The sequence below is a fragment of the Pseudomonas sp. G3-39 genome (assembly GCF_054790485.1).
In genome coordinates, this window is the sequence record NZ_CP186497.1 from 1133581 (window position 1) to 1147075 (window position 13495).

Consider the following 13495-nt stretch of genomic DNA (forward strand, 5'->3'; position numbering starts at 1 on the left):
GCATGGGTCGCTGGATCGCGCTGTCGCTACTGCTGATCATCGCGGGTGCCGTGGTCGGCGTCTGGCGCGGCTGGCTCGACGTCCCGGCCGAGTGGAACCCGTGGGCGCCGCTGGACGTGAAGGCAGCGCCGAACTGGTTGACCGGTTTCAAGCTGATGCGCCTGCGCGGCAATCCCGAATTATGCGCACAAGTCCTGAGCAACTCGGGTCTGCGCGTCACCGCGCAAGCCGACAGCCCCGACGCCAAGTGCCCGCTGATCGGCACCGTGCGCGTGCAGGGCGGTGAGGTGGCGCTGAGCAGCAGCTTCCTCGCCAGTTGCCCGCTGGCGGTGGCTTACGCGATGTTTGAACGGCATAGCCTGCAACCCGCCGCGCAATCTGTTTACGGGCAGAGGGTGGCGCGCCTTGATCACCTCGGCAGCTTCGCCTGTCGCAATGTCTACAACCGCGAGAGCGGAGCGCTCAGTCGGCATGCCAGTGCCGATGCGCTGGATATCAGCGGTTTTCGGCTGGCCGACGGGCGCAGCATCAGCGTGCTCAAGGACTGGCCGAAACAGAATCAGGACGCGCGGTTTCTGCGGCAGGTGCGCGATGGCGCCTGCGAGGCGTTCAGTGTGGTGTTGAGTCCGGATTACAACGCCGCCCACCGCAATCACTTTCATGTCGATGTCGGGCGCTGGAGCGTGTGTCGCTGAGGGATCAGGCGGCGAGGCGCAGGTTCTGCAAGACGATCGGGCGCGCCCAACCGTTATCGAAGTCCAAAGCCTTCTGCTGCTCGACGATTTCTTCCGGCGGGAACGGTGGATAAGGTTTTTGCAGCAGATCGAGGTCGAATTCGGCAATTGGCAGGTACAGCGGCTTCTTCTGCGGCGCCGGGCCAGGCTCGGGAAGCGGCTGACCATTGTTGATCACGATTGGACGGACCCAGCTGCTGTCGAAGTCCTGCTGCTCTTGCTGAGCTTTGAGTTCTTCTGGCGGGAACGGTGGGAACGGCTTGTCCAGCAGATCGGTTTCGAACTCGGCGATCGGCAGGAACAGCGGCTCCGGCGGGCGCACTTCGGTCTCGACCACATCGCACTGACGCTGCTCGACGATGTGCGCGTGCAGCTCGCTGCCCAGGGTCGGTTCTTCCGGGCTGTTCAGGTCAACCGGTGGAAAGGTGCCACAGGCCGGCACCACATCACTCGTCTGTTCGGCCATCGCCTGGGCAAAGAAATCCTGCCACAGGTGACTGACGCCGCCCAATGCTTGAGTGTTATGACGGCTGAAGTCGCCCTTGGGCGAAATGTAGCCAATCGATGTGGGAAGAATGCCTGACATTTTTTTCGGTTGACGCTCAGCTCTGGCAAAATGCGCGTTGATTGGTTTATCGGCCACTTTTTGCCGATCCTTAACTTTTTTGAGCGTGTTTTCATGATTGAGCAACCCGCGGCCTGCCGCATCCATGTCCAGGCCCTCGGCCCGACGTTTGAAGCGCAAGCCGAGCAGTGGGCCAAGCGTCTGGACCTGCCGCTGCAGGTGGACGACGGTGAGTTCGCCTTGCAGGTCGGCGAGCAGGGTTTGCAGCTGCAGCAGCTCGGCCCGGATGCACCAGGGCCGGTGCGGGTGGACTTTGTCGAGGGCGGCGCGGCGCATCGGCGTCTGTACGGTGGCGGCAGCGGGCAGATGATCGCCAAGGCGGTCGGCATTGCTCAAGGCGTGCGCCCACGGGTGCTGGATGCCACGGCGGGGCTGGGCAAGGACGCGTTCGTGCTGGCCAGTCTGGGTTGCGAGATGAGCCTGATCGAGCGTCAGCCGTTGATTGGGGCGTTGCTGGAGGATGGTCTGGCGCGGGCGGCGGAAGATTTCGACGTGGCGCCGATTGTCGCGCGGATGAAGTTGCTCAAGGGCAACTCGATCGAGGTCATGCGCAACTGGGAGGGCGAGCCACCGCAGGTGATCTACCTCGACCCGATGTTCCCGCACCGCGAGAAAACCGCGCTGGTGAAGAAGGAAATGCGCCTGTTCCGGCCGCTGGTCGGGGATGATCCGGATGCGCCGGCATTGCTCGAAGCGGCGCTGGCGTTGGCGACGCACCGGGTGGTGGTCAAGCGCCCGCGCAAGGCGCCGTGTATTGAAGGGCCGAAACCGAGTCATGCGCTGGATGGCAAATCCAGTCGGTATGACATCTACCCGAAGAAAGCGCTCAAGCCCTGACACCGAGTCGCCCCAATCGCTGGCAAGCCAGCTCCCACAGATTTTTGTATGGTTCGCACAATTTGTGTTCAGCACGAACCCTGTGGGAGCTGGCTTGCCAGCGATGACGTCAGAACAGGCGCTAAAAAAATCAGGGCCGATACGCCCGCATGAACAACCCCACCACCTCCTGCACATGACTCTCCGCCGCCTCTTCGCTCAGCGGCTCACCGCAGCAATACAGCAAACGAAAATTCCCCGCACCCTTGAGCAGGCAGAAGAAATGCTCGGCCGCATTACGCGGCAGGTCGATGCTCAGCGCGCCGGTCTCGTCGATGCGTTTCAGCAACCGCTCCATGCCTTGCACCATGCGCTCGGGGCCGGCCTCGAAGAAAATCTGTGACAGCTTCGGATCCTGCGTGCCCAGCGCCATCATCAAGCGATGCAGATTCACCGACTCGTCGCTGTTGATCAGTTGATGAAAGCCTCGAGCAATGTTCAGCAACACATTTTCCACGGGGATTCCGGCGGGCAATTCGAAGAACAGCGGCGGTAACTGCTCCTCGCATTTGGCCATCACCGCGGAGGAGAACAGCGTCTCCTTGTCGTTGAAGTGGCTGTAAACCGTCAGTTTCGACACGCCAGCCTCGGCGGCGACCGCGTCCATGCTGGTGTTGGCGTAGCCGTGACTCAGAAACAGGGTTTTCGCCGCGTCGAGGATCGCCCGGCGCTTGGCCGGATCCTTCGGACGGCCCGGGCCGTTTGGAGCTGCAAGATTGTTCGACATTCTTCGCTTTTAATACTGGACTGGTGAGTTTGCTATTAATACCATACCGGCCAGTATAAATATTCCAAGCACCATTAGCGAAAGGTCCGTCACCATGTTCCGCCATGCGTTGTCGTTTGCCGTGCCAGTCAGCCTGGCTGTTTTATTGTCCGCATGCGGTCAGGAAGAGGCGACGCAAGTCAGCGTTCGACCGGCCATGGTGGTGCAGCCAGAGCCTTCAGCGCAGGCGATGGAAAGTTATCCGGGCGAGGTGCGCGCCCGTTACGAACCGGATCTGGCATTCCGCATTGGCGGCAAAGTCAGCCGACGACTGGTCGAAGAAGGCCAGCGCGTCAAGGCCGATCAGCCACTGGCCGAGCTCGATCCGCAGGATGTGCGCCTGCAACTGGAAGCCACTCGCGCACAGGTCGCCGCCGCCGAAGCCAATCTGAACCTGGTGCGCGCCGAGCGTGACCGCTACAAGACTTTGATGGAACGGCAGATGGTCAGCCGTTCGGCCTACGACAACGCGGAAAACCTCTATCGTTCCGGCGAAGCGCGCCTCAAGCAGATCAAGGCCGAATTCAACGTCTCGACCAACCAGGCCAGTTACGCGGTGTTGCGCGCGCCGCAGGACGGCGTGGTGGCCAAGCGTTCGGTGGAAGTCGGGCAAGTGGTTGCCGCCGGGCAAACCGTGTTCACCCTCGCCACCGATGGCGAGCGCGAAGTGTCGATCAGCCTGCCGGAGCAGAGCTTCGGGCGGTTCAAGGTTGGCCAGCCAGTGACCGTTGAACTGTGGACCCAGCAGAACCAGCGCTTCGCCGGGCAGATTCGTGAACTGTCGCCGGCAGCCGACCCGAAATCCCGCACCTTCGCCGCGCGCATCTCGTTCACCAGCGGCAAAGTCCCGGCTGAGCTCGGGCAGAGCGCCCGGGTGTTTGTGCAATCGGCGGATGCCGTGCCGCTGTCGGTGCCGCTTTCGGCCCTGACTGCCGAGAACGGCGCGACCTACGTCTGGGTCGTCAACGCCAACAACACCCTGAAAAAGACCCCGGTGCGCATCGGCCCGTTCGGCGAGAAAAGTGTGCCGGTGCTCGAAGGCCTGAATGCCAGCGACTGGGTGGTGGCCGCCGGTGTTCACGTATTGCTCGAAGGTCAGCAGGTGCGGCCTGTGGATCGCTCCAACCGAGTGGTCAATCTGGCGGACAAGGAGTAAGTCCCGATGCGCTTCAACCTTTCTGAATGGGCGCTGCGTAATCGCCAGATCGTACTGTTCCTGATGCTTTTGCTGGCCATCGTCGGCGCGTTGTCCTACACCAAGCTCGGCCAGAGCGAAGACCCGCCGTTCACCTTCAAGGCCATGGTCATCCAGACCCGCTGGCCGGGAGCGACCGCGCAGGAAGTCTCGCGCCAGGTCACTGAACGCATCGAAAAGAAATTGATGGAAACCGGCGAGTACGAACGCATCGTGTCGTTCTCCCGCCCGGGTGAGTCGCAGGTCACGTTTATTGCCCGCGATTCGATGCATTCCAAGGAAATCCCTGACCTCTGGTACCAGGTGCGCAAGAAGGTCAGTGACATTCGTCAAACCTTGCCGCCGGATATTCAGGGGCCGTTCTTCAACGATGAATTCGGCACCACGTTCGGCAACATCTATGCGCTGACCGGCGACGGTTTCGATTACGCGGTGCTCAAGGATTACGCCGACCGTATCCAGATTCAGCTGCAACGAGTCAAAGATGTCGGCAAGGTCGATCTGCTCGGTTTGCAGGACGAGAAGATTTGGGTCGAGTTGTCCAACGTCAAACTCGCCACCCTTGGCTTGCCACTGGCGGCCGTGCAGCAAGCGCTGCAAGAGCAGAACGCGGTGTCCACCGCCGGGTTCTTTGAAACCGGCAGCGAGCGCGTGCAACTGCGGGTCTCGGGGAATTTTCAGACGGTCGAGGAGATCAAGAACTTCCCGATCCGTGTCGGTGACCGGACGTTCCGCATCTCCGATGTCGCCGATGTGCATCGCGGTTTCAACGATCCACCGGCGCCGCGCATGCGCTTCATGGGTGAAGATGCCATTGGCCTCGCAGTAGCGATGAAGGACGGCGGCGACATTCTGGTGCTGGGCAAAGCGCTGGAAGGCGAGTTCTCGCGCCTGCAGAAAAACCTTCCGGCCGGCATGCAATTGCGCAAGGTGTCCGACCAACCGGCGGCAGTGAAAACCGGGGTCGGCGAGTTCGTCCAGGTGCTGGTCGAGGCACTCGCGATCGTGTTGCTGGTGAGCTTCTTCTCCCTCGGCGTGCGCACCGGCATGGTGGTTGCGCTGACCATTCCGCTGGTGCTGGCGATGACCTTCGCCTGCATGTATTACCTCGGCATCGGTCTGCACAAGATCTCGCTCGGCGCGCTGGTGCTGGCGCTGGGCTTGCTGGTGGACGACGCGATCATCGCCGTGGAAATGATGGCGATCAAAATGGAACAGGGCTTCGACCGGATCAAGGCCGCGAGCTACGCCTGGACCAGCACCGCGTTCCCGATGCTCACCGGTACGCTGATTACCGCCGCCGGCTTCCTGCCGATTGCCACCGCGCAGTCCGGCACCGGCGAATACACCCGTTCGATCTTTCAGGTAGTGACCATCGCCTTGCTCGCCTCATGGGTGGCAGCGGTGATGTTCGTGCCGTATCTGGGGGAAAAACTCCTGCCGGATCTGGCAAAGATTCATGCGGCCAAACACGGCACGGCTGACGGGCAAGCCGACCCGTATGGCACGCCGTTTTATCAACGGGTTCGACGTCTGGTGGAGTGGTGCGTGGCGCACCGCAAAACCGTGATTGTGCTGACAGTGGGGCTGTTTATTGCGTCGGTGATGCTGTTCCGTTTCGTCCCGCAGCAGTTCTTCCCGGCCTCCAATCGATTGGAGTTGATGGTCGATCTGAAACTCGCTGAAGGGGCGTCGCTGGCCAACACCACGGCCGAGGTCAAACGCCTGGAGGCGATGCTCAAGGATCACGCCGGCATCGATAACTATGTGGCGTATGTCGGCACCGGTTCGCCGCGCTTCTACCTGCCGCTGGATCAACAACTGCCGGCGGCGAGCTTCGCTCAGTTTGTGGTATTGGCGAAAAACATCGAGGAGCGCGAGACCCTGCGCACCTGGTTGATCGAGACCCTTAACGAGCAATTCCCGACTCTGCGTTCGCGGGTCACGCGTCTGGAAAACGGCCCGCCGGTTGGTTATCCGGTGCAGTTTCGCGTCACCGGTGAGCACATCGAGGAAGTCCGTGCGCTGGCGCGCAAAGTGGCGGCCAAGGTGCGCGAGAACCCGCATGTGGTCAACGTGCACTTGGATTGGGAAGAGCCGAGCAAAGTGGTGTACCTGAACATCGATCAGGATCGTGCGCGAGCGCTCGGTGTGAGCACGGCCAATCTGGCGAAATTCCTCCAGAGTTCGCTGACCGGCTCGAGTGTCAGCCAGTACCGCGAGGACAACGAGTTGATCGAGATTCTGCTGCGCGGCACGGTGCATGAGCGCACCGAGTTGACGTTGCTGCCGAGTCTGGCGGTGCCGACCGATAACGGTCGCAGTGTGGCGCTGTCGCAGATTGCCACGCTGGAATACGGGTTTGAGGAAGGGATCATCTGGCACCGTAATCGTCTGCCGACCGTGACAGTGCGTGCCGACATTTATGGCAAGGAGCAGCCGGCGACGCTGGTCAAGCAGATCGAGCCGACGCTGGATCCGATCCGTGCCGAATTGCCTGACGGGTATCTGCTGGATGTTGGCGGTACGGTGGAGGATTCGGAGCGTGGGCAGAAGTCGGTGAATGCCGGGGTGCCGATGTTCATTGTGGTGGTGCTGACGTTGCTGATGGTGCAATTGCGCAGTTTCTCGCGCACGGCGATGGTGTTTCTGACGGCGCCGCTGGGGTTGATCGGGGTGGTGTTGTTTCTGATGGTGTTCCGCCAGCCGTTCGGGTTTGTGGCGATGCTGGGGACGATTGCGCTGTCGGGGATGATCATGCGTAACTCGGTGATTCTGGTGGATCAGATCGAGCAGGATATTGCCTCTGGTCTCAAGCCTTGGCAGGCGATTATCGAGGCGACGGTGCGGCGGTTTCGGCCGATTGTGTTGACGGCTTTGGCGGCGGTGCTGGCGATGATTCCTTTGTCGCGCAGTGTGTTTTTCGGGCCGATGGCGGTGGCGATCATGGGGGGGTTGATTGTGGCTACGGCTTTGACGCTTTTGTTTTTGCCTGCGTTGTATGCGGCCTGGTTCCGGGTGCGTCGGGAGGGGTGAGGCTTTTGGACTTGGCTGCCTTTGGGCCGACCAGGTTCTGGGTGTTCTTTGTGAATATCCGTTTCTTCGGGGGTTGCGGCTGGCGGTTTCGCCCTTACGGCGACTCCCTTTGGCAAACGCCCCAAAGGAAGCAAAGGTCTTGGCCCCGGCGTACGGCCCTCGCTTAGGCTCGGGTTCCTTCGTTGCGGGGTTCATCCGGGGGCATCGCCTCCGGTTTGCTTCGCTGCACCTCCTCTCGATGTGTTCGACTTCGTCGAACGGTCGCTGCGCTCCCACCCCCGGATAAACCCCTCCACTCAGCCTGCCGAAGGGGCCGGCAAGGCAAGATCAAAAGCTTTCGGCGAGCTGACACTCGGCCATTTGAGTGGTGAAGAGCATGCGGTCTGTCTGGACTGCTTTGCTTTTCTGTGGGAGCTGGCTTGCCAGCGAAGGCGGCCTGACAGCCGACCAGGCTCTAACTGACTCACCCAACCCACTGTAGGAGTGAGCCTGCTCACGATGGCGGCCTGACAGCCGACCAATCTCCAACTGACCGCAGCCAATCCCAGTGTGGGAACTGGCTTGCCAGCGATGGCGGCCTAGTAGCCGACCACTCTCCAACTGCCTGCACTCAATCCAACTGTGGGAGCGAGCTTGCTCGCAAAGGCGGCCTGACAGTCGACCAATCTCCAACTACCTGCACCCAATCCCACTGTAGGAGTGAGCCTGCTCGCGATGGTGGCCTGTCAGCCGACCAATCTCCAACTGACCGCAGCCAATCCCACTGTGGGAACTGGCTTGCCAGCGATGGCGGCCTAGTAGCCGACCAATCTCCAACTGCCTGCACTCAATTCAACTGTGGGAGCGGGCTTGCTCGCGAAGAGGCCTGCCCAGCCACCCAACCTCTTTGATCTGTTTAAAAATGTTCCAGATAACCAGAACCTTCCCACAAGGTTTTCAGGTTGCCCGTCGGAAGCGCGATCTCTAGCCTGAGTCTGTCGCTGCAAAAATCAGCGACCGGGTTTCGCAGCCCGGTTAAACTTCAGACGCACAGCGTCCACCATCCGAAAGCGGGCGCTTTTTTATGCCTGTGTCATGGCGGTTGTGCGCGGGATACCTTCGGGTATGCCGGGTGCCTGAAGTCCCGGTCTGCGAACCTGCGTACAGCCGCCACCCTGCATTCGTTTCGCAGCGAATGGTGGCGGCTCCACTACTTCAGGAGTTCCACCATGTTCAAACACACCCCAAATCCCCCAGAATCGGCACCCGAAACCACCCCCGAACGACCAACCGACCCCGTCTCCCCCTACGCCTTCCTCGATTCGCGCAAGCTCCACGACGCAGCCCTGCGTGCGCTCAATCACTACCTCCTGCCCCAGCCTGAAAAACAGCCCAAGCCCGTCAATCAGCCGAGCACAATCTTCACTGTCCTCCCCGAAGTCGATTCCGAGACCCTGCTGGCCCATGCCTGTGAAACGCTGGCGTCGGCCAATGTCATGGCCAGTGAGTTGGCGTTTACCCTGAGCGGCCCGACGTGCAGTCAGTTGCTGGGCATACAACAGATGATTTCGCTCGCTGAGCTGTCGGTTAACCGCGTCCTCGATCAGGTGGATCCGCAAGGCTGACCCACAATAAAAAGCCCGCTGACCTTCACCGGTTCAGCGGGCTTTTTCGTGCCGCGGCAAAAATTACAAGGTGCCGAACACTTTCTTCGCCAGCCCCGTCGCTGCAGCAGCCGGATTCTTGCGGATGGTTTCTTCCTGTTTGCCGATCATTTCGAACAGGCCATTGAGCGCTTGTTCGGTGACGTAGTTTTCGACGTTGGCGCTTTTCGCATCCACCACGCCCAGGGTCGCGGCCTGGCCGGCGAAGGCGTTGTATTTCTGCGCTACGCCGACCTTGTCGGTGGCTTGTTTGACGATGGGCAGGAACTTGGCGCGGATCTGCTCGCGGCTGGTTTTGTCCAGGTATTGGGTGGCCGAGTCAGTGCCGCCGCTGAGGATGCCTTTGGCGTCGGCCACGGTCATTTTCTTCACGGCGTCGACGAGGATCGGCTGGGCCTGGGTCACGGCGCTTTCTGCGGCCTTGTTCATCGCGGTTTCGAGTTCGTCGACCTGGGCGCCCATGCCGAAGGCTTTCATCTTGCCGGCGACTTTGCCGAGTTTGCCCGGCAGTTCGATTTTCACTTCCGGGTTGTTGCTGAAGCCGCCCGGGGTGCCGAGTTGTTTGACGGCGATTTGCGCGCCTTGGGTCAGGGCGTCCTTGAGGCCGCCGGTGGCGTCTTGTTGCGAGAGGTCGCTGAGCGACAGTGCCAGAGCGCTGGCAGAGATCATCAAGCCCGCGCACAGGCCGGCGAAGCGAAGGGTAGGGCGGAGCATGGCAGCTTCCTTGAAAGACAATTAGCGAATGGCGTCGACGCGGATTTTCAGCGGCTGCGGATCGTTGCCGTCCAGTTGCACGGCGTGGTTTTCGGTGGTGATGAACATCAACTCGCCGTTGACTTCGATGCGCGCGCTGACCGAGTAGCGGTGGCCGGGTTTGACTTGGGCCGGATCGTAACTCAAGTGGAACGGCAGCGGCACCTGGCCTTTGACCGGGCCTTTCTGTTCGTCGATGACCACCGCCGGTGCGTCGGCCAGCGACACGTCCTGCAGGCTCACGCTCAGGGTCGCGCTTGGTGGCAGGGCGATGCGTTGCAGGTAGAACACTTCGCCGTCGAGGCCGACTTTGCCGGCGGGGGTGGTCGACTGGCAGGCGCTCAACAGGGTGGCTGCGGCGAGAAGGGTGAGTTTTTTCATCGGGACCTCTGAGACGGTTGCGCCGGAAGAATCCCGGCGCCGAAGGAAATCTAGCGGATTTTGGTGCCAGCGTCAGTGAACAAACGTAAGGGTTTTTCCAGCCACTGCATTAATTTATGAAACGAAAGCGCGCTTGTGCTGGGCATCGCGGGAGCCAGTTCGACTTGTTCAGGCGAGATCACAAGACGTTGATGGTAGCGGTTTTCAATACCCGTCAGTGCATAGCGTTTACCGGGTATAACGCTGTCAGGATCATATTTCAGATAAAACCCGGAGACTGACTGTTCGTCCTGTTTGACACTTACCAGCTCAACTTCGGGAGACTCTGCTTCATGCAGACTGATGGTGACCGCTTCTTCTGGCGCAACAATTTCGGCTTCTTGAGCCTCGACATATAGAAAACCGATCGGGCTCAGGTGCAGGGTTTGGCGATGGGGAGTGTTGTTGACAGTGACGAAGTAGTCCTGCTCGATCAGCAAGGGTATTTGGTCATGAAGGATCTGCACATTGACTTGGTACCTGACGCCTACATCGCCGTAGTGATGAGGGAAGTCAAATTTCCAGCCGGCGTCGAAGATCGCAGCACGGTGCCAGTCCTTGATGTTAATAGGCGATTGGGAATTGAATACTTTGACGCTGACAATGGTTTCATTGACACCATCGGCAGGCGCATGGAATTCGGGCGGTAGGCGGAAGTCCAGGATTACTGCGCAAGTTTCTTCGTTTAACAGGCTCATCTCGATATCCGTATCGTGATTGGTGGAGTGAGCCTATTAATCCATGAATCAACTAACGGGGCCATTGAAGTGCGCGCCCGTTAGTTGTCAGCAAGTTTCAGACTTGTGGTGTATCCGCTGTTTCGGCGGCATCTTCACTGCGGTGCAAAGCCACCTGACGAATCGACAGGCGAATCTCCGCCGGCAACACGCGTTTGGCCGCGCCTTCGGCCAGTTCGCCGAGCAGTTCGTGGTAGCTGAGCTTGCCCGCTTCGTCGCGGCGCAGCACGTCGAGGTCGAGCAGGGTCTGGATGAAGTGGCGGAACAGGCTCTTGTCGAAGAACTCCGGGGCATTCAAGCCGTGGAGGATCGACAGGCGCTGGGCCATGACCGTACACAGGTCTTCCAGCTCTTCGGCGCTGATGCTGTTCTGGCCGCTGTTGAGCAGCAGGGACACGGTCATGTAGAAGCGCTGCAGGGTCTGCGCGATGCTTTTCGACAGCAGGGTCAGCAGCACAAAGTGCCGTGAACTTGGCGCCGGGCGCATATACACGTCCTTCTCGAAACGCAGCAGGCCTTGCTCGACGAACGCTTCCAGCCATTGCTCGACCACGCCGTCCAGTTCCTCCAGGCTCCAGCGAATGAACAGCTCCGATTGCAAGTACGGATACAACGCGCGGGTGTAGCGCAGGATCTGCTCGCGGCTCATGCGCGAGGTGCTCTGGAAGAAGCTCGCCAGCAGCGCCGGCAAGGCGAAGATGTGCAGCACGTTGTTGCGGTAGTAGGTCATCAGGACGGCGTTCTGCTCGTCCAGATAGAGAATCTTGCCCAACGCATCGTTCTGTTCGGACAGCAGATCCATGTCCTTCACATGCTCGATCAGCGCACGGCCATCGCCTTCCGGCAGGGTCGTGTGCGGCGAGTAAGGGACTTTGCGCAGCAACGCCAGATACAGATCCAGCACTCGTGCCATGGCCCGATCGTCCAGCGCCAGACGCGTAGTCGAGAGCAGCGCCAGCGCCACCAGGTTGACCGGGTTGATCGCCGCTGCTTCGTTCAAGTGCTGCGCGACTTTCTCGCCAAGGCGGTTGGTGGTCTCGTTGAGCCACGCCGGTTTGTACTGCGGGCCGAGCTCCTGCTGGCGCCAGTCTGGCTGTTCGCTGTCGAGGAATTCCGCGAGTTTGATCGGCTCGCCGAAGTTCACCGCGACCTGACCGAAGCGCTGCTTGAGCGCGCCGATGACTTTGAAGATGTCGAAGATCGACTCTTTCTTCTTGCTCGCGCCACGTAGTTCGCCGAGGTAGGTGCGACCTTCCAGCACGCGCTCGTAACCGATGTACACCGGCACGAAAACGATCGGCATGCGCGACGAACGCAGGAAGCTGCGCATCGTGATCGCGAGCATGCCGGTTTTCGGTTGCAGCATGCGCCCGGTGCGCGAGCGGCCGCCCTCGACGAAGTACTCGACCGGGAAACCTTTGGTGAACAGGGTGTGCAGGTATTCGTTGAACACCGAGGTGTACAGCGGATTGCCCTTGAACGTGCGGCGCATGAAGAACGCGCCGCCACGACGCAGCAGGCTGCCGATCACCGGCATGTTCAGGTTGATTCCGGCGGCGATGTGCGGCGGTGTCAGGCCGTTGCGGAACAGCAGATACGAAAGCAGCAGGTAGTCGATGTGGCTGCGGTGGCACGGCACGTAGATCACTTCGTGACCCTGGGCGACCTTCTGCACGCCTTCGATGTGGTTGACCTTGATCCCGTCGTAGATCTTGTTCCAGAACCAGCTCAGCACCACTTCGAGGAAACGGATCGCGGTGTAGGTGTAGTCCGAGGCGATCTCGTTGCCGTAGCGCAACGCCTGAGCCTTGGCTTTTTCCGGGGAGATGTTCTCGCGTTCGGCTTCGTCGAGGATCGCTTGCTTGACCAGCGGCTGGTTGAGCAGGCCTTTGACCAGATTACGACGGTGCGAGATGTCCGGGCCGATGACGGCGGCTTTCAGATTGCGGAAGTGCACGCGCAGGATGCGCTGAGCCATGCGCACGGTGCGTTCGTGGCCCTTGTTGTGCTCGATCAGTTCACGCAGGTGGATCGGCGCGGAGAACTGCACGCGAGTCTTGCGCCCGAGGACGATGATGCTCAGCAGCCGACGCAGGCGCCCGGTGACCGCCCAGCTGTCGGCGAACAGCAGCTTCCACGGACTGTTTTCGCTGTCCGGCGACTGGCCCCAGAACACGCTGACCGGAATGATCTGCGCATCTTCGGCGGCGTTCTGGCTCAGGGCGCTGACCAGGCGGGTCAGGGTCGGCGGTGCGCCGCGCTTGTCCTGACGACCGAGCCAGTCCGGATCCGGCGTCAGATAGAAAAACGCCGCCGGTTCGATCAACGGCCCCACCGACACTGGCAGCACCGGACGCGGCAGGCCGGCCTTGGTGCACTCGGTGTCGACTACTGCCAGATCGGTGAGCGAGGGATTTTGCAGGACGTAGAACACCGGACGACTGCGGTCGAGGTTGAGGGTGAACGACGACTGGTTGATCGTCTCCGAGCGAACCCAGAGGTACAACAGTCGGCGCAAGGTGCCAAACACAAGACGGCGGAACGGGGAACGGGTCATACGGCTTCTGCGTGAGTGAATAAAACCGAGCGTTTGCTCGGGAGGTCGACAGTTTGCCGTATTCACCGAAAATCGGCAAAAAAGCGGCGAAGTAATCTCCTGTTGAGACTTTTTGCGCCTGTCATATACTCGGCAATCTGTCGCCGGGGCCCT

At 60.6% G+C, this 13495-nt stretch carries 11 protein-coding genes; 5 read left to right on the top strand and 6 right to left on the bottom strand.

Translation table 11 applies throughout. The features are described from left to right. Window positions 1-2: 2 nt before the first annotated feature. The gene (locus tag ACOYXG_RS05020; protein ID WP_150370357.1) at window positions 3-695 is read left to right on the top strand and encodes an extensin-like domain-containing protein; all 693 of its coding nucleotides are present in this window, start codon (window positions 3-5) and stop codon (window positions 693-695) included. Between the two features lie 4 nt (window positions 696-699). Here the strand turns inward: ACOYXG_RS05020 and ACOYXG_RS05025 are convergent, their stop codons facing one another. Beyond that, the gene (locus tag ACOYXG_RS05025) at window positions 700-1320 is read right to left on the bottom strand and encodes an energy transducer TonB (RefSeq protein WP_086792244.1); all 621 of its coding nucleotides are present in this window, start codon (window positions 1318-1320) and stop codon (window positions 700-702) included. A 93-nt stretch (window positions 1321-1413) separates the two neighbouring features. Between ACOYXG_RS05025 and ACOYXG_RS05030 the strand changes: the two genes are divergently transcribed. Then, the gene (locus ACOYXG_RS05030) at window positions 1414-2196 is read left to right on the top strand and encodes a class I SAM-dependent methyltransferase (RefSeq protein ID WP_097086416.1); all 783 of its coding nucleotides are present in this window, start codon (window positions 1414-1416) and stop codon (window positions 2194-2196) included. Window positions 2197-2326: 130 nt separating this feature from the next. Here ACOYXG_RS05030 and ACOYXG_RS05035 read toward each other — a convergent pair whose 3' ends face one another. Then, a complete protein-coding gene (locus ACOYXG_RS05035; RefSeq protein WP_150370358.1) occupies window positions 2327-2962 on the bottom strand; it encodes a TetR/AcrR family transcriptional regulator in 636 nt (211 codons plus the stop codon). 94 nt (window positions 2963-3056) lie between these two features. Here ACOYXG_RS05035 and ACOYXG_RS05040 point away from each other — a divergent pair, with 94 nt between their 5' ends. The 3 genes from ACOYXG_RS05040 to ACOYXG_RS05050 all read left to right on the top strand — a co-directional run bounded on the left by ACOYXG_RS05040 (window position 3057) and on the right by ACOYXG_RS05050 (window position 8836). Beyond that, the gene (locus ACOYXG_RS05040; RefSeq protein ID WP_027611010.1) at window positions 3057-4157 is read left to right on the top strand and encodes an efflux RND transporter periplasmic adaptor subunit; all 1101 of its coding nucleotides are present in this window, start codon (window positions 3057-3059) and stop codon (window positions 4155-4157) included. A 6-nt stretch (window positions 4158-4163) separates the two neighbouring features. Next, the gene (locus ACOYXG_RS05045; RefSeq protein WP_460356261.1) at window positions 4164-7232 is read left to right on the top strand and encodes an efflux RND transporter permease subunit; all 3069 of its coding nucleotides are present in this window, start codon (window positions 4164-4166) and stop codon (window positions 7230-7232) included. Window positions 7233-8440: 1208 nt separating this feature from the next. Beyond that, the gene (locus ACOYXG_RS05050; protein ID WP_460356264.1) at window positions 8441-8836 is read left to right on the top strand and encodes a DUF6124 family protein; all 396 of its coding nucleotides are present in this window, start codon (window positions 8441-8443) and stop codon (window positions 8834-8836) included. Window positions 8837-8899: 63 nt separating this feature from the next. Here the strand turns inward: ACOYXG_RS05050 and ACOYXG_RS05055 are convergent, their stop codons facing one another. The 4 genes from ACOYXG_RS05055 to plsB all read right to left on the bottom strand — a co-directional run bounded on the left by ACOYXG_RS05055 (window position 8900) and on the right by plsB (window position 13342). Next, complete coding sequence (locus tag ACOYXG_RS05055; RefSeq protein ID WP_086792179.1) at window positions 8900-9589, bottom strand: DUF4197 domain-containing protein; 690 nt, start codon at window positions 9587-9589, stop codon at window positions 8900-8902. A 21-nt stretch (window positions 9590-9610) separates the two neighbouring features. After that, window positions 9611-10009 carry a YbaY family lipoprotein gene (locus tag ACOYXG_RS05060; protein ID WP_098967439.1) on the bottom strand — a complete coding sequence of 133 codons (399 nt, stop codon included), beginning with the start codon at window positions 10007-10009 and terminating at the stop codon, window positions 9611-9613. A gap of 50 nt (window positions 10010-10059) precedes the next feature. Next, window positions 10060-10746 (bottom strand): hypothetical protein, encoded by a 687-nt coding sequence (locus ACOYXG_RS05065; RefSeq protein WP_460356267.1) that lies wholly within the window; start codon window positions 10744-10746, stop codon window positions 10060-10062. 97 nt (window positions 10747-10843) lie between these two features. Further along, a complete protein-coding gene (gene plsB, locus ACOYXG_RS05070) occupies window positions 10844-13342 on the bottom strand; it encodes a glycerol-3-phosphate 1-O-acyltransferase PlsB (protein WP_460356270.1) in 2499 nt (832 codons plus the stop codon). Between the last annotated feature and the right edge of the window lie 153 nt (window positions 13343-13495).